This is a genomic window from Streptomyces sp. NPDC026673 (assembly GCF_040638135.1).
Lineage (GTDB): Bacteria > Actinomycetota > Actinomycetes > Streptomycetales > Streptomycetaceae > Actinacidiphila.
In genome coordinates this window covers 1-15,384 of the sequence record NZ_JBEZXR010000097.1, presented here as the reverse complement: position 1 = coordinate 15,384, position 15,384 = coordinate 1, and the positions used below count along the sequence as shown (strand labels likewise).

Here is a 15,384-nt window from a genome sequence, read left to right as displayed (position 1 = left end):
CGCGCCACCCCTTACGCGTGTGGCAGGCGACTCGTCCGGGTGGTCTGTCGCCGGGGCGAGCAGGTCGGCGCCTCGGCGCATCCGGCTCCGGCCCCGGCTCCGGCTCCGGCTCCGGCTCCATCCGCGACGCGTGACCGCTCTTGTAGGGTCGTCCGGGCTCGCGGACCGCGAGTTCCTCCGGGGAGGGCTGAAGGGGTCGATCATGACGGGTGAACGGCTCGACGTCGGATGGGTCCGTGACTGGTGCGATCGGGCGGACCCGGCACTCGCGGAACTGATGCGGTCGTTCGAGGCCCGGCACGGCTTCCCGCCGGGCGAGAACGTCATCGTGCGGGCGACGGACGAGAGTCACCAGGCGACCGACGAGCTCGTGGAACTCACGCCGATCCCCTCGGATCTGACGACCATGTACTGGGTCGTTGGCGAGGTCTCCCTGCCCGACGTGGACAGCGCCTACTTCGTTCATCCGGCTTCGCTGGTCGCAAGCCACTTCCGCGCATACGGGCCCATCCGGATCATCGGAGAGGAGCCTGCCCTGGTGTTCGCCGGTGACGGCGGCGGCCATCTGTTCGCGCTGGCGGGCTCCGGGCGCGTGTGGAGGTCCACCACCGCCTCGTGGCACGACCAGTTCGAACTTGCCGCCGCGAGCCTCCAAGAGTTCCTCGAAGGACTTTCCCGACGGATCAGCGCCCAGCTCTGACCGGCGGACGGGGAAGCCCGCGGCACGACCGGGCGTGTCGATTCCTCCCGCTCCTCCCGCTCCTCCCGCTCCTTCTGCCTCTCCCGCCTCCCCCGCCCCTTCCGCTCCATTCGCGGCACCCACGGCATCGGGCTCGGGCTCGCGCCGGTCCGGAGGTCGTACGCGTCCGAACGGACGGCGGCGGAGCCGCGTCGTGGCGACGGTCACGGTGGCCGCGCTTGACCTTCACATTAGTGTCAATCTTTAGCGTCGGGTGAGTAAGCGGGAGCCCCCTGAACAGCGCAAGGAGATCGCCATGCCCCACACCCTGACAGGACGGACTGCACTCGTGACCGGAGGATCGCGAGGCATCGGTGCCGGGATCGCCCGGGAACTTGCGCGCGAGGGTGCGAGTGTCGTCATCACCTATCGAAAGTCGCGGGAGCAGGCGGAGGACGTTGTCGCCGAACTGGCCGCTCTCGGGGCGAAGGCGTTCGCCGTCCAGGCGGACCAGTCCGTCCCCCACGAGGCGGCCACCGCCGTCGAGCAGGCCGCCGAACTCCTGGGCGGCCGGATCGACGTGCTGGTGAACTCCGCCGGAGTCGCCGTCATGGGCACGGTCGACCAGGCGGACCCGGACCTCCTCGAAGGGATCGAGCAGATGATGGCCACGAATGTCATGGGAACCGTCGCCACAACGCGTTCCGCGGCACGCTATCTGCCCGACGGCGGACGCGTCATCCTGGTCGGAAGCATCGTCGCCCACCGTGTTCCCAGCCCCGGCGTCGCCGAATACGCGGCCAGCAAGGCGGCGATCGACCAGCTCGGTCGCGGGTGGGCGCGCGACTTCGGCCCGCGCGGCATCACGGTCAACGTCGTACAGCCCGGCGCGACCGACACGGACATGAACCCCGCGGACGGGCCGAACGCGGCCGCCCAGGTGGCCATGACGCCCCTCGGGCGGTTCGGCACCCCCGACGACATCGCCAAGGCGGTCGCCTTCCTCGCCGGTGAGAACGCCGCGTACATCACAGGCGCACGGTTGACCGTCGACGGCGGCTTCAGCATCTGACGGCGGAACAGACTCGGAGTACCGGAGCGCCCGGGGCTCCGGTGCCAGGGCGACGGCCCACGGCACCGGAGCCCCGCTCTCCGTTGTCGCCCCACCTCATGACGTGGACCGGCGGGCTCAGACCACGATCTTGCGCGGGTTGAAGTTGCCGCCGGGGTCCACGACGTCGAAGAGGCCCGACATGACCTCGACGCCCTGCGTCGAGATGTCCTCCTCCAGCCATGGCGCGTGCTCCAGGCCCACCCCGTGGTGGTGCGAGATCGTCCCGCCGGCGTCGACGAACGCCTGCTGGATCGCCCGCTTGACCGTGTCGTACTCGCCGAGCGGGTCGTCACCGAACACGAAGGCGAAGGTGAAGTAGAGACAGGCACCGGAATGGTATGAGTGCGACATATGCGACATCGTCCAGCCCTTGCGGCCGATCTCCTCATAGGCACGGTCGGCCGCGGTGTAGACCGCCGCATGGATGCCACGGAGCTTCGACCACGGTCCGGCGGTCTCGCTCACATCGCCGGCGGCACCGTGGTCGAGCAGGAAGTCGCGGATGTACGGCGTGTCGAACTTCTTCTGGTCGTAGAGCGCGCCGGGCCCCTTGCCGACACCGATGCCGTGGTGCTTGCGCACGATCCGGTCGACGATCGACTTCTGCCGCTTCGCGTGCGCCTTGCCCCCTTCGAAGCCGATGAACGAGAGGCAGATGTCGTCGAGGTTCCAGCCGCGCTTCCTCAAGTACGCCATGAGGCCGGCCTGTGCCGTCTTCTTGATGCCCTTCGCTTCCTTGCTCGTCGCCAGGGAGAAGCCCGTCTCGTGCGCGTCCGAGATCCGGGTGACCGAGGGCGAGACGTCGCTCTCGGCGATCTCCTGCATCGCGGCGAGGCCGTGGTCGAGGTTCTTGAAGAAGTAGGCGTAGATGCCACGCTCCTCGGGGAGCCGGTGCACCTGCGCGGTGACCTCGGTGATGACGCCGAGGCGCCCCTCCGAGCCCACCACCATCTCCCGCACGCTCGGCCCGGTCGACGCGCTCGGAACGGCCCGGATCACCAGAACCCCGCCGGTCCGCACCACGCGCAGGCCCTTGACGATGTCCGCGATGTCGCCGTACTTGTCCGACTGCATGCCGGACGAGCGCGTCGCGACCCACCCGCCGAGCGTCGAATGCGTGAACGAGTCGGGGAAGTGCCCCATCGTCCAGCCGTCCCGGTTGAGCTGAGCCTCCAGATCGGGGCCCTGCGCTCCGGCCTGGATACGCGCGAGTCCGGAGTCGGCGTCGATCTCCAGCACCCTGTTGAGGCGGCCGAGGTCGAGCGAGACGACCGTACGCGACTCGTACGTGTGCGGCTCCAGGCTGCCCGCGATGTTGCTGCCGCCCCCGAAGGGGATGATCACGGCATCGGCCTCGACGGCCGCGACGACGACCCTCTGCACCTCCGCCTCGTCGGCCGGGTAGACGATCACATCGGGAGTGCGCGGAAGCCGGCCGGCGCGGATGCGGACCAGGTCGCGCAGGCTCTTGCCGTAGGTGTGGACGACCCGCGACATGTCGTCGACGACGACGTTCTCCGCTCCGACGATGCCGCCCAGGAGGGTGACGAACTCCTCTGACGCCCCTGAGGCCGGCACCTTCAACTCGGAGAAGTCGGGCCGTTCGGTGCGCTCGCTCGCCCGGAGCTCGAGACCGACGGCCTTCTGTACGAACGGCGCGAAACCCGGCTTGTCCTCATGATGGAAGCCGACGCCTTCCACGCCCCAGCCCCACCACTTCATGTGTCGCACATCGCTCGCGCGCAGGGCGCCGGTGCGGTTGGCGGGTTCGGTCACGGACGGTCTCCTTCGGGTATGACAACGTCGAGTGAGGCGGTATTCGCGCCGAGGATGCGATCGGAGTGCTCCTCCGACAGGCCGACGATCGCCGAACGGATGCGTTCGGTGAACTCGCTCACGGACTCTCCGGGGAGGGCGGTCAGCGGTTCACCGAAGACGACGCCGACGGGCAGACGGCCCGGTTTGGGCCACTTCGATCCGTGGGGATGCGCCGCATGCGCGCCGATGACCGCGACGGGCAGCACCGGCAACCGGGCCGACGAGGCGAGCGCCGCCGCCCCGGGCTTGAACGCCCCGAGCGATCCGTCGCGGGAGCGGGTGCCCTCGGGAAAGATCAGGAGCGGGACTCCGCGGTTCAGCAGGGACTTGGCGCTCACTCTGCGCGGGTTCCTTCCGGTGCGGTCGACCGGGAAGGCGTTGAAGAAGAGAGCCGTGAGGCCGCGCCGCCGCCACACATCGAAGAAGTAGTCGGCCGCGGCCCCCACCGCGAGGTAGCGCGCCAATCGGCGGGGCAGCGAGCACATGATGAGTGGCGTGTCGAGGTGCGAGGTGTGATTGGCGACGACGACATACGTGTCCTCGACGTTCTCCAAGCGCTCGCGCCCGACCACCGTGACGCTGGTCGCGCTCCAGACGACGGACTTCAGCAGTCCCCGTTGCGCGACGAAACGCGCCGCAGCATGACAGCGTGAGGTGAAACGGTCGCGCATCGTCGCGGCATCCGCTTTCTTCCGGTGCGGGCCCGCCCGCACGCTTCTTTCAGTGAGTGAGGCCGTCGTTGCGGCTGGACGAGATCCGTCGCGAGATCCACCGCACCGTGCGGCGCGGAAGATGGCGCGTGAACCAGATGAGCAGCCGGTACCGAAGGCTCGGCATGGAGATCACCCGTCCGCGCCGCACATCGCGCAGACTCGTCTCCACGAGTCGATCGGCGTCGAGCCAGAGGAAGTCCGGAACGCTCGACGACCGGATTCCGGCCCGGGTGTGGAATTCCGTGCGGACCCATCCCGGGCAAAGAGCCGTCACGGTGACGCCCGTTCCGTGCAGCTCGTTCGCCAGTCCCTCTGTGAGCGAGGTCACGAAGGCCTTGACCGCCGAATAGCTCCCCATCGTGACGAAGCCGGCCGTACTCGACACATTGACGATCGCACCGTGCCCGCGTTCCCGCATGGCCCGGCCGGCGGTGCCGGCCAGCACCAGGACGGTGCGCCCCATCACCTCGATCGCCCGGTCGTGCGGAGCGGTGTCGGCGGAGGTCATCGCTACGTGCACACCGAATCCGGCGTTGTTCACCAGCATCTCCACCGGACGGGCGGGGTCCCGCAGGCGCGCGGCGACGCGCTCGACGTCGGCGCGATCGGACAGGTCTGCGGGCAGCAACTCCACGGCACGGCCACGGGATTCGAGCTCCACCGCCATCCTGCCGAGCCGCTCCCTGTCACGCGCCACCAGGACGAGATCCCATCCACGGTCGGCCAGAGCACGTGCGAACGCCGCCCCGATCCCCGACGTCGCACCGGTGACCAGTGCGACTCCCCCGCGGCTCAGCATGGTGTGACACGGCATCTGCTCGGCATACGAACTCCCCACTCGTGGCTGTTACATCGGTTGCGAGCGGGACCACACCAAGCACCCTTCCTTTCCCGGCTCGTTCTTTACGACCAGGCATGCGTCGATCCTGTGACACGAGCGTCCGTACATGCCCCGGCGGACTCGGGAATCGCCCTGTGTCGCCGGGCCCCGCGCTGTGCCGGCGGGGCCGGCGGGGGCCGGCGGGGGCCGGCGGGGCAGCATGCGAAGCTTTGCCCCGAATTCTCCCGCCGGTCACACCACCCACCTCCCTGCACAACCGGGTCACGTGTCACACATGTGCCGGTTGCCTGGTCACAGGTAAGGGCCCCGACCTCCTTCCGCGCGTTCCGGGGCCTCCAACCTCTGCAGAGTTGCCCCCACCCCGGTCCCAGAAAGCCCGCGTATGAACTCAAACGACGAGGCGACGATCGCGCCGCCCCAGACAGCGGGCTTCGACGTGCGCGAGTTCGCCCGTACGGCACACGGCAGCCACCGCGGCACGCTCGACCTCGCGTCGCTGGCCGACGAGCCGCTCGGCGCCGACTCCGCCCGGCTGGTCCGCGCGCTGCGCGACATGGAACGTACGACGCTGCACCGCGTGCGCGACCTCCTTGTGACGGCGACACACAGGGACGCCCGGGTCACCGCCTTCCTCACCACCTGGATGTTCGAGCGATTCTGGATCGCCGACGCCCTCGACGCCGTCCTGGAGGTCTCTCCCGCCGCCGGGGACCTGCCTTCGAGCGCCGGCCCGGCCCGGTGGGTACTGGCGGAGCGCCGCGAGCGCCGCGGCCCGATCCGTCGCTCCCTCATCGCCAACATCACCGGTACGCAGATCGTCGCCGAACACGTGACGACGAGCCTCGTGGACGAGTGGATCACCCAGGCGGCCTACCGGCGGCTGGCCGCGGTGTCCCCGGCCATGGCGTCGATCATCGACCCCGTGGTGGAGATCAAACAGCGTCACATCCGCTTCCTCGCCGAGGAGGCGGAGTGGCGGCTCGGGCGCTCGGCCCGCGCCCAGCGCATCACCCGCAGCGCCCTGCGGCACTCCGCCTGGCCGCTCGGCTCGGTCCACCGCTCCCGGCACGAGCGCACCTTCTTCGAACGTCAAGTCTTCGGCGACCAGAGCGGAAGGGCCGAGGCGGGCCGTATCCGCGCGATGGTCGCCGCGCTCCCCGGCATCGGTCCCGGTGTCGCATCCTCCGTGGAATCGAGGCTCCTTCCGTGATGCCGCACAGCGCGAAGACCGATCTCGGCACCGCGCACGTACTGCTCACCGGCGCGACAGGCTTCGTGGGGCAGGCCGTCCTCGAGCGGCTGCTCACCGATCACCCCGCCACCCACATCTGGCTCCTCGTGCGCGGGAAGGGCAGACAGACCGGGCAGGACCGGCTCCGGCGGCTTCTGCGCAAGCCCGTGTTCCAGCGCTGGCGTGATGCCGTGGGAACCGAGGAGGCCGAGCGCGTCGTCCGTGAGCGGATCACCGTGCTCGACGGCAGCATGACCGGTATTCCCGAGCTGCCCCCGCACCTTGACGTCGTCATCCACTCGGCGTCGACCGTCTCGTTCGACCCGCCCATCCACGAGGCGTTCGACACGAACGTCAACGGTGCCGTAAGCCTCTACCAGGCCCTGCTCGCCTCCGGTTCGGACCCGCACGTGGTCCACGTCTCGACCTGCTACGTCGGGGGGCTCCGCCGCGGTGTGGTGCCCGAGGCCAAGCTCGAGCACGACGTCGACTGGCGTGCCGAGTGGGCCTCCGCGACACAGGCCCACGAGCGCACCGAGCTCGCCTCGCGGGAGCCGGCGCAGCTCGAGCGGTTCATGTCCCGCGCCCGCGGCGACCACGGCAAGGAGGGTCCGATCGCGGCGGCCCGCGCGAGCGAGAGCGCACGGCACGACTGGGTACGCTCCCGCCTGGTCGACGCGGGCCGGCGGCGCGCCCAGAGCCTGGGGTGGACCGACGTCTACACCCTGACGAAGGCACTCGCGGAACGCGCCGCGGAGGACCTCTGGGGCGAGGCCGGGCACCGGCTCTCGGTCGTCCGGCCCGCGATCATCGAGAGCGCCCTCCGGCATCCGTTCCCCGGCTGGATCGACGGCTTCAAGGTCGCCGATCCGCTGATCTTCGCCTACGGCCGCGGCCAGTTGCCGGACTTCCCCGGATTGCCGGACTCGATCCTCGATGTCATCCCCGTCGACTTCGTCGTCAACGCCATCCTCGTCGCGGCGGCCAACCCGACCCCTGTCGACGAGCCGAGGTACTTCCACATCGCCTCGGGCGCGTCGAATCCGCTGCCGTTCCACCGCATGTACGAGAACGTGCGCGACTACTACCAGCAGCACCCGCTGCCCACGGACGACGGTTTCGTCAAGGTGCCGACCTGGAAGTTCGCGGGCGAGCGCAAGTTCAACCGGCGTCTGCTGCTGGCGAAGAAGAAGGCCGACCTGTGGGACGCGGGTCTGCGGCTGATGCCCAACGACGAGCGCAAGCGCGCTCTGGCGGCCGAGAACGCCAGGCTGCGCGCCGGCATCGCCACCCTGAGCAACTTCACCGACCTCTACCGCGCCTATGTGCGGACCGAGATCATCTTCGACGACCGCAACGCCCGCGCGCTGAACGACGCCCTTCCGGCCGAGGTGCGCGAGGACCGCGGCTTCGATGTGGAGCGGATCGACTGGGAGGAGTACCTGCAGAAGGTGCACCTCCCCTCCCTGAGCGAGCTGACGGCGGCTCACCGCCGCCGCAAGGCCGCGGCCGCCCGGCCGGCGAACGGCCGCCCGAAACCCGCACTGCCGGAGCGCAGCGACGTGCTCGCCGTCTTCGACCTCGAACGGACCGTCGTCGACTCCAACATCGTCGAGCAGTACCTCTGGGTGCGTACCTCGGGCTTCCGCAAGGCGGCCTGGCCGAAGGAGGTCGCGGACCTGCTCGGCTCGCTGCCCGGTTACCTCCGCGCCGAGAGGCGCGACCGCGGCGAGTTCATCCGTGCGTTCCTGCGTCGCTACCGCGGCATGCCCGTCGCCCGTCTCGAGGAGGTCGTGCGGCGCGGCTACGCCGACACGATGCTGCGGCACACCAGCGCGGACGCCCTGGCGCGCATCCGCGAGCACCGTGCGGCGGGTCACCGCACCGTCCTGGTCACCGGCTCCATCGGCCTGCTCGCCACTCCGCTCGCGGGCCTGTTCGACGAGGTCGTCGGGAGCTCCATGCACGCGAAGGACGGTGTGCTCACCGGCTACCTCGACAAGCCGCCGCTCGTCGACGAGGCGAGGGCCGCGTGGCTGCGGCGGTACGCCGAGGAGGGCGGTTACGACCTCGCGGCCTCCTACGGCTACGGCGACAGCCACTGCGACCTGGCGTGGCTGTCCCTGCTGGGCAAGCCCTCGGCGATCAACCCCGACGCCGAGCTGGCGCGCGAGTCGCACAAGAGGAACTGGGACATCCACCGCTGGAAGAGCGGCGGATCGGGGGTACGCAGCGAGGTCATCGCTGCACGGGTGACGACGCCGCCGCGCACCGACGAGATGAGTGACTGATGGCTTTCGACATAGACAAGTACGCGAAGAACTCCACCGGGGTGCAGTGGGCCGACCTCGACTTCGACGAGTTCGAGCGCAACCCGCTGCCCGAGGGGACGCTGCGCACCCTGCGCTACATGTGCGACATCGAGTACCACACGGTCTGCTACATGCGCGATCTGCTGACGACGCCGTCCCACAACGAGCCCGCGGTGGGCACTTTCATGACGATGTGGAACCGCGAGGAGTTCTGGCACGGCGAGGCGCTCGCGGCCGTGCTCGAGCGCCACGGCATCCGGGTCGACTTCGACGCGCTCAAGGCGACCCGCCTGAAGCTCGGCTGGAAGGACCGCTTGGGGACGGTGAAGCAGACGACGATGAGCCGCCTCATCGGACATGACTTCGTCGCCGTGCACATGGCCTGGGGTGCGGCGAACGAGTGGTCGGCCACCGCGGCGTACCACCGGCTCGCCGCGCTGGAGAGCCACCCGGTGCTGGTGCCGCTGCTGCAGCGGATCGCGCAGCAGGAGACGAAGCACGTCGCGTTCTACGCGTCGCAGGCGCGTGAACGGCTCGCGGCGAGCAAGAAGGCCCGTGTGGTGGCCCGGTTCGCGCTCGAGAAGGCCTGGGGCCCGGTCGGTTCGGGCGTCATGTCCGAGAGCGAGGTCACGCACGTCATGACCCACCTGTTCGCGGGCTCCGAGGGCAGGAAGCTCATCCGCGACATCGACTCGCACATCGCGAAGCTTCCGGGCATGGACGGGTTGCGTATCGTCGAGGACTCCATGGACAAGCGCGGCATCGCCGCCTGAGTCCCTCGCGCGCACCCGGTCGTCCCCGCCCCTCCGCACGCATGGGCGGATCCGGCGGCGAGTCCATCCTCCGTGGCGCCGGCCCGCAGCGGTTCCCGCGGGTCCCGGCGCCGGGCCTCGTCGAGGGCCCACCGCGCGACGGCGGTCCCGTGCCCGAGCGGGATGTCCGAGCCGCCCTCGTTCTCGGCGTGCTGCCCGACGTGCACCGCTCGCGCGCTCACGCCCGGCAGGCGCGCGATCCCCGCACGGCAGCGTCGCGCCATGACCCGGATCGCGCAGGCGTCGCCGGCGGACGCGCACACGACGACAACCGGCATGTGAGACCGACGGCGGCCCCACCCGCTCCGGAGCGGGGCCGCCGGTCGTTCACCGCGCCCGTGCTCATCGCGGCGGCAAGGTGCCCGCCGGGAGGCCGCTCGCCACGGCCCACCGCGGCGTCGTTACCCCGTGCTGTTCACGGCGCTGGTTCGGGCTGCCGCAGTTCGATGAGGTTGTCCTCGGGATCGGCCAGGTAGGCGAAGCGGGTTCCGGGCCGGCGTGCCGGGGTCGGTGGGGTGACGGTGCGTCCGCCGTGGGTGGCCGCGACGGCGAGTACGGCGTCCAGGTCGTCGACGGTGAGTGCCCAGTGGAAGTAGCCCTGGGTGTCCGCGCCGTCGAGGGGGTCGGTGAACCGCTGGGGCGTGGAGCCGGCGCGTTCGGTGAGTTCGAGGGCCGCGCCGCCCGGGCCGGTGAGGAAGGCGATCCGGATGCCGGCTTCGGGGATCACGGTGCGGTGGTCCTCCCGGAAGCCGAACACCTCGGCGTAGAAGCGGCACTGCGGTTCGAGATCCGCGACGGAGAGCCCGATGTGGTGGACGAGCGATCGGACGATCATGCTCGAATGTCCTCCGTACTGCTCAGCGGGCGGTGTATCCGCCGTCGACGGGAAGGGCGGTGCCGGTGACGAAGCTGGATCGCGATGAGCAGAGCCACATCACGGCGTCGGCCATCTCCTCGGGTTCCGCGATCCTGCCGATGGGGTGGGCCGCCACCCGGGCCGCCATGATCTCGGGCGAGCGGCCCTGGGCGATCAGAGGCGTGTCGACCAGCCCGGCGACGATCGCGTTGACGCGGATGCCGTCGGGCCCGTAGTCGAGTGCGGCGGTGCGGGTGAGACCGATCACGCCGTGCTTGGCCGCGGTGTACCCGGCGAAGCCCGCGACGCCGACGACGCTCGCCCCGGAGCCGATGTTGACGATCGAGCCGAATCCCTGCGCCCTCATCCGGCGCAGCTGGTACTTCATCGACAGGAAGGTTCCCCGCAGGTCGGTTGCGATCAGGCGATCGAAGGCCTCGGTGGGGTAGTCGCCGGTGGCACGCAGATCGTCGCCGCCGCTGATACCGGCGCTGTTGACGCCGAAGTCCAGGCGCCCGGAGTCGCCGACGGCTGCCCGGACGGCGTGCGCGACCGATTCCTCGTCGCTGACGTCGCATCGCACATGGCGTGCGATGCCGCCTGCCTCGTCGATCAGGCGCACGGTCTCCTCCAGGGTGGCCACCGTGCGTCCGGCGACGGTGACGGTGCAGCCGGCCGCGGCCAGGGCCAGTGCGCTGGCCCGGCCGATGCCGGTGCCCCCGCCGGTGATCAGTGCGGTGGTCCCCTTGAATTCCTCGTACATGGTGGTGCGGGCCCTTCGCGGCGGGCCGCCCCCATCGGGAGCGGCCCGCCTTCGTGGTGGGGTGGTCAGTGGTGGTGCGGCGAGGTTCAGGCGGCCGTCGCCGCGGCGGTGAGCATGTCGAGGCTGACCTGCCACAGGAGGGCGGCCCGCTCGGGATCCACGGCGTGGGCGGCGACGCCGCGGCGGACTCCGGGCCGGTGCGGGGCGGCCTCGTTGCAGTCCTCGAAGTAGCGGCCGGAAACCCCTTCGACCAGCGGGGAGGCGGCGAGCAGCACCGAGGTGGCGGCGCCCTGTTCGATGTCCTTCCAGGACACATCGGTGCTGGTGGCGTCGAATGTGGTGGGGCTGTTGGAGATGTCACCGATGTGGCGGCCGAGGCGGGTGGTGGTGATGCGGCCGGGGTTGAGGGCGTTGACGGCGATCTGGTCCGGCGCCCAGCGGCGGGCCGCCTCGACCGTGAACAGGACGTTGGCGGTCTTGGACTGGCTGTAGGCCGCCCAGGGGTCGTAGGGGTGGTGCTCGAAGTTGATGTCGTCGAAGAGCACGTCGCCGTTGACGTGACCCACCGAACTGACGGTCACCACGCGCGCCCCGCGCGCCGCGGCAAGGGCGTCGTGCAGGCCGGTGGCCAGGGCGAAGTGCCCGAGGTGGTTGGTGGCGAACTGCAACTCCCACCCCTCCTTCGTCCGCTCCGGCGGTGAGGCCATCACGCCGGCGTTGAGGACGAGCATGTGCAGCGGCCCCCGCCATGCCTGCGCGAAGGCACGCACCGAGACCTGGTCGGTGAGGTCGAGCAGCGCCGCTCGCACACTTCCCGGACCGCTCGCCGGCGCGATCTCCTGTGCGACTCGCGCCCCCGCCACCAGGTCGCGGACGCCGATGGTGACCTCGGCGCCGGCAGCGGCGAGGACGCGTGCGGTCTCGCGGCCGATGCCGGAGGCAGCCCCGGTGACGACGGCGCGCCGGCCTCCGAGGTCGATGCCGGCCACCACCTCCGCGGCGGTCGTCTGCGCCCCGAAGGGGGTCGTGATCAGGTTGTCGGTCATGGCGCTCTCCAAGAATGCGGGAATGCGGGAATGCCGAGACGGCGTGCGCGCGGCAGGTGGCGCGCGGGCAGGGTGCCGCCGTACTCTCGTATCCGGAACTGGTTCCGGTTCGCTTCGACAGTAAGCGGAACCGGTTCCGGTTGCAAGTGACGGCAGGAAGGGAGACGGGATTGACCGGCAACGACGGGGCCCCCGCACGGCGCGGCAGAGCCCTGCGCGCCGACGCGCGGCGCAATGAGGACCGGGTGCTGGAAGCGGCGGCCGCCGCGTTCGCCCGCGACGGCATCGGCGCCTCGGTCAAGGACATCGCGCGCGAGGCCGGCGTCGGCGTCGGGACGCTCTACCGCCGCTTCCCCTCCAAGGAACTGCTGATCGAGGCGAGTTACCGGCACGAAGTGCAGCGCCTGTGCGAGGCGGCGCCGGACCTGGCGGCCGCGCATCCGCCGGAGGAGGCCCTGCGCACCTGGATGGAGTCCTTCATCGACTTCATGGCCGCCAAGAAGGGCATGGCCGACGCGCTGCGCGTGGTGCTGACCGACGACAGCGAGAAGCTGCACACCCGGTCCCTGCTCGCCGAGGCCATCACCCACCTGATCGCCCCCAGGGACGGCCGGCCGACGGCCCGACCGGACGTCGACCCCCACGACGTCCTCATGGCCCTCGGCGGGATCAGCCTCATGGCCTCCAGCGAGGCCCACCGCGACCTGGCCACCCGGCTCATCGACCTGCTCCTGCACGGCGTCCTCCGCGACTGACGCCACCACGCCGCCGGCCGCCGTGCCGGTCGCCGGCTGCATGACCACGGGCGGCGAACAGGCCGGCCGCGGACGAAGAGGATTCCGCCCGCGGGGAGTCGTCGAGTCCGGCGGACAGCGGCAGAAACACGGTGCGGGGCCCCGGGGATGCCACTCCCCCGGGGCCCCGCGTATCGGGCTGCCGGTGCCTCACATGGCGTGAAACCGGCTCCGTCACCGGCTCTCAGATGCGGACACCGAACTGGAACGGCATGTTGTTGATCGACTCGTAACGCACGACCGTGCCGGTGCGCGGCGCGTGCAGGACCTGGCCGTTGCCCGCGTACAGGCCGACGTGGTGCAGGTCGCCGTAGAAGATGACCAGGTCGCCGGGCATCAACTCGCCCATCGACAGACGCGTGCCGGCGTTGGCCTGGGACTGGGAGGTGCGCGGTATGCGGGCACCGGCCTGCGCGTAGGCCCAGGAGGTGAGGCCGGAGCAGTCGAAGGCACTCGGGCCGGAGGCGCCGTAGACATACGGCAAGCCGCGCTTGGTCTTGGCGGCCGCGAGCGCGGCGGCGGCGAGCGAGGAGGCCGGGGTGTCGTTGCCCAGGTCCACGCGCTCGTTGGAGCGGTTCGCCCGGTTGTCCGCCTCGGTCAGGGCCGCGCGCTGGGAAGCGGTCAGCGAGTTGAGCAGCTTCTGCGCCTCGCCGAGCTTGGCCTGGACTTCCTTCTTCTTCCTGCCCAGCTCGGTGCGGGTCTCGTCGAGCTCGTCGAGCTTGCTCGCGGCCTCCGCCTTCTGCTGGTTGAGGGCGCGCTTCTTCTCCGCGATCCGCTGGAGCCCCTCCGCCTGCCTGGTGCTCAACTGGTCGAGGGTGGACGCCCTGTCGAGGTAGGTGTCCGGGTCGGAGGAGAGGAAGAGCTGGAGCGACGGGTCGATGCCGCCGCTGCGGTACTGGGCACTGGCCAGGGTGCCGAGCTCGTCCTGAAGGTCGTTCAGCTCCGCCTGCTCGCGGGCGACCTCGTCCTGCAGGTTCTCGACCTGCTTCTGCAGCTTGCCCTGCTTCTCCTTGGCGCCGTTGAACTTCTCGGTCGCCTGCTCGGCCTGCTCGTAGAGGGCGTCGACCTTGGCCTTGACGCTCTTGACGGACGGCTTGGCCGGAGCGGCCTGCGAAGCCTGCGCGGACAGCGCGACGGCCGCCGCCGCGGTGGCGGTGAGCACGGTGACACGCGTACGACTGGCCTGCTTGGCACGACGGTGGGACGCCACGGGCGCGAACTCCTTATTTCCTCCGGCCGCCTGCCGCATGCGTCGGGAACCGCGTTCCCCGGCCCCGAGCACCGGCAACCCCCGTCGTACGCACGGTGCTTCGGATCGGCGGGACCTCCGCCGCCATCCCGAATGGATGATCGACAGGGCAGAGGTTCGAGCCCCGACCCTAAACAGCGACTCGCGACGAAATCAAACCCCTGGAGAGAAAAGCACGCCCAGCCGCCATTTCTTTGCCAAAATCCAGGACTTTGACGATGTGGCACAGGTCACACCCGGAAAAGTTGCCTCGATGAGGGACGAATTCAGGCCGAAACAGCGCTGGACCGTGCCGGACGAAAGGAATACCCCGGACGGGAATTCGTCGAAGCGTCGCGGCCCCTCTGCCAATTGATTCCGGAGGAATCCCGTGGGAAAAGCCGCGAGCGGCCGATCAGCGGACGACCCGCTCGAACAACCCGGCCGCCGAGCCGGTGGAAGCGCCACCGGCGGCCCGCGGCCACGGCGGGTCGCCCACCATGAGCCGTGACGTCGCGGGTCGCCGGTGCGATCTCCAGCGGATGCCCTACACGAGGGCCGAGCCGCTCTTCCATTCCTGCCAGGACATGTTCCAGCCGTTGAGTCCGTTGTCCGGGGCGATCGTGCGGTCGTGGGAGTTCTTGACGACGACGACGTCGCCGATGAGGGAGTGGTTGTAGAACCACGCCGCGTCCTGCCCCGAATCTCCGCCGCCGCGAACGTCGTTCAGCCCCACGCAGCCGTGGCTCACGTTGGAGTTGCCGAAAACGGAGTCCGGCGCCCAGTAGTTGCCGTGGATGAACGTCCCGGAGGTCGACAGCCGCATCGCGTGCGGGACGTCGGGGATGTCGTACTCCCCCGCGTATCCCACGGTGGCGCCGTCCATCCGGGTCGAGACGAACTTCTGGGAGATCACCATCTGCCCGTTGTACGTGGTGCTCCCGGGCGCGCCGGAGGTGATCCGTACCGTGCGGACGACATCGCCGTCACGGACGACACGCATGGTGTGCGCGGCGGCGTCGACGGTGGAGACCTGGCGGCGGCCGACGGTGAAGCGGACGGTCTTGTCCTGGGTCCCGTACGCGCCCGCGGCGCCCTTCACCCCGTCCAGGCGCAGGCTCAGGGTGACCTTGGCGTGCGCCTTCCAGTACGTCCGCGGGCGCAGGTCCAGGCGCTG

General features: G+C 70.2%; 14 protein-coding genes. 6 read left to right on the top strand and 8 right to left on the bottom strand.

Annotation, left to right across the window (positions count from 1 at the left end; all coding sequences use genetic code 11):
• The first annotated feature begins 202 nt into the window (after positions 1–202).
• Both AB0F62_RS38020 and AB0F62_RS38015 read left to right on the top strand, forming a co-directional pair.
• On the top strand, positions 203–700 hold the full coding sequence (locus tag AB0F62_RS38020; RefSeq protein ID WP_361810264.1) for a hypothetical protein: 498 nt from the start codon (positions 203–205) through the stop codon (positions 698–700).
• Positions 701–995: 295 nt separating this feature from the next.
• Positions 996–1,751, top strand: coding sequence for an SDR family oxidoreductase (locus AB0F62_RS38015; RefSeq protein WP_361810262.1), 756 nt, complete (start codon positions 996–998; stop codon positions 1,749–1,751).
• 117 nt (positions 1,752–1,868) lie between these two features.
• Here AB0F62_RS38015 and AB0F62_RS38010 read toward each other — a convergent pair whose 3' ends face one another.
• The 3 genes from AB0F62_RS38010 to AB0F62_RS38000 are packed head-to-tail and all read right to left on the bottom strand — an operon-like array spanning position 1,869 to position 5,138.
• Positions 1,869–3,569 carry an FAD-binding oxidoreductase gene (locus tag AB0F62_RS38010; protein WP_361810260.1) on the bottom strand — a complete coding sequence of 567 codons (1,701 nt, stop codon included), beginning with the start codon at positions 3,567–3,569 and terminating at the stop codon, positions 1,869–1,871.
• Positions 3,566–4,282, bottom strand: coding sequence for a lysophospholipid acyltransferase family protein (locus tag AB0F62_RS38005; RefSeq protein ID WP_361810258.1), 717 nt, complete (start codon positions 4,280–4,282; stop codon positions 3,566–3,568). The genes AB0F62_RS38010 and AB0F62_RS38005 overlap by 4 nt, the downstream gene beginning before the upstream one ends.
• Before the next feature lie 49 nt (positions 4,283–4,331).
• Positions 4,332–5,138, bottom strand: a complete 807-nt coding sequence (locus AB0F62_RS38000) for an SDR family oxidoreductase (protein ID WP_361810256.1) — start codon at positions 5,136–5,138, stop codon at positions 4,332–4,334.
• A 409-nt stretch (positions 5,139–5,547) separates the two neighbouring features.
• On the opposite strand from AB0F62_RS38000, the gene AB0F62_RS37995 reads away from it, so the two are divergent.
• The 3 genes from AB0F62_RS37995 to AB0F62_RS37985 are packed head-to-tail and all read left to right on the top strand — an operon-like array spanning position 5,548 to position 9,481.
• Positions 5,548–6,375, top strand: a complete 828-nt coding sequence (locus tag AB0F62_RS37995) for a hypothetical protein (RefSeq protein ID WP_361810254.1) — start codon at positions 5,548–5,550, stop codon at positions 6,373–6,375.
• Entirely contained in the window at positions 6,375–8,687 is a 2,313-nt protein-coding gene (locus AB0F62_RS37990; protein ID WP_361810286.1) for an SDR family oxidoreductase, read from the top strand. The genes AB0F62_RS37995 and AB0F62_RS37990 overlap by 1 nt, the downstream gene beginning before the upstream one ends.
• Positions 8,687–9,481: a ferritin-like domain-containing protein gene (locus tag AB0F62_RS37985; RefSeq protein ID WP_361810252.1), complete on the top strand. Its 795-nt coding sequence runs from the start codon at positions 8,687–8,689 to the stop codon at positions 9,479–9,481. Before AB0F62_RS37990 ends, AB0F62_RS37985 begins: the two co-directional genes overlap by 1 nt.
• Before the next feature lie 454 nt (positions 9,482–9,935).
• On the opposite strand, the gene AB0F62_RS37980 is transcribed toward AB0F62_RS37985, so the two are convergent.
• The 3 genes from AB0F62_RS37980 to AB0F62_RS37970 form a co-directional block, all read right to left on the bottom strand.
• Positions 9,936–10,355, bottom strand: coding sequence for a VOC family protein (locus tag AB0F62_RS37980; protein ID WP_361810250.1), 420 nt, complete (start codon positions 10,353–10,355; stop codon positions 9,936–9,938).
• A gap of 22 nt (positions 10,356–10,377) precedes the next feature.
• Complete coding sequence (locus AB0F62_RS37975; protein ID WP_361810248.1) at positions 10,378–11,139, bottom strand: SDR family oxidoreductase; 762 nt, start codon at positions 11,137–11,139, stop codon at positions 10,378–10,380.
• A gap of 86 nt (positions 11,140–11,225) precedes the next feature.
• Entirely contained in the window at positions 11,226–12,185 is a 960-nt protein-coding gene (locus AB0F62_RS37970; RefSeq protein ID WP_361810246.1) for an SDR family NAD(P)-dependent oxidoreductase, read from the bottom strand.
• 170 nt (positions 12,186–12,355) lie between these two features.
• On the opposite strand from AB0F62_RS37970, the gene AB0F62_RS37965 reads away from it, so the two are divergent.
• A complete protein-coding gene (locus tag AB0F62_RS37965) occupies positions 12,356–12,940 on the top strand; it encodes a helix-turn-helix domain-containing protein (protein WP_361810243.1) in 585 nt (194 codons plus the stop codon).
• A gap of 223 nt (positions 12,941–13,163) precedes the next feature.
• Here AB0F62_RS37965 and AB0F62_RS37960 read toward each other — a convergent pair whose 3' ends face one another.
• On the bottom strand, positions 13,164–14,189 hold the full coding sequence (locus AB0F62_RS37960; RefSeq protein ID WP_361810241.1) for an NlpC/P60 family protein: 1,026 nt from the start codon (positions 14,187–14,189) through the stop codon (positions 13,164–13,166).
• A 565-nt stretch (positions 14,190–14,754) separates the two neighbouring features.
• A partial coding sequence (locus AB0F62_RS37955; protein WP_361810240.1) for a L,D-transpeptidase family protein occupies positions 14,755–15,384 on the bottom strand: 630 nt, incomplete at its 5' end.

Bases quoted from the DNA above. Each gene is read 5' to 3' on its own strand.
- AB0F62_RS37995 (WP_361810254.1), top strand. From the start codon at position 5,548: ATGAACTCAAACGACGAGGCGACGATCGCGCCGCCCCAGACAGCGGGC.
- AB0F62_RS37970 (WP_361810246.1), bottom strand. From the start codon at position 12,185: ATGACCGACAACCTGATCACGACCCCCTTCGGGGCGCAGACGACCGCC.
- AB0F62_RS38020 (WP_361810264.1), top strand. From the start codon at position 203: ATGACGGGTGAACGGCTCGACGTCGGATGGGTCCGTGACTGGTGCGAT.
- AB0F62_RS37985 (WP_361810252.1), top strand. From the start codon at position 8,687: ATGGCTTTCGACATAGACAAGTACGCGAAGAACTCCACCGGGGTGCAG.
- AB0F62_RS37980 (WP_361810250.1), bottom strand. From the start codon at position 10,355: ATGATCGTCCGATCGCTCGTCCACCACATCGGGCTCTCCGTCGCGGAT.
- AB0F62_RS37990 (WP_361810286.1), top strand. From the start codon at position 6,375: ATGCCGCACAGCGCGAAGACCGATCTCGGCACCGCGCACGTACTGCTC.
- AB0F62_RS38000 (WP_361810256.1), bottom strand. From the start codon at position 5,138: ATGCCGTGTCACACCATGCTGAGCCGCGGGGGAGTCGCACTGGTCACC.
- AB0F62_RS37975 (WP_361810248.1), bottom strand. From the start codon at position 11,139: ATGTACGAGGAATTCAAGGGGACCACCGCACTGATCACCGGCGGGGGC.
- AB0F62_RS38015 (WP_361810262.1), top strand. From the start codon at position 996: ATGCCCCACACCCTGACAGGACGGACTGCACTCGTGACCGGAGGATCG.
- AB0F62_RS38005 (WP_361810258.1), bottom strand. From the start codon at position 4,282: ATGCGCGACCGTTTCACCTCACGCTGTCATGCTGCGGCGCGTTTCGTC.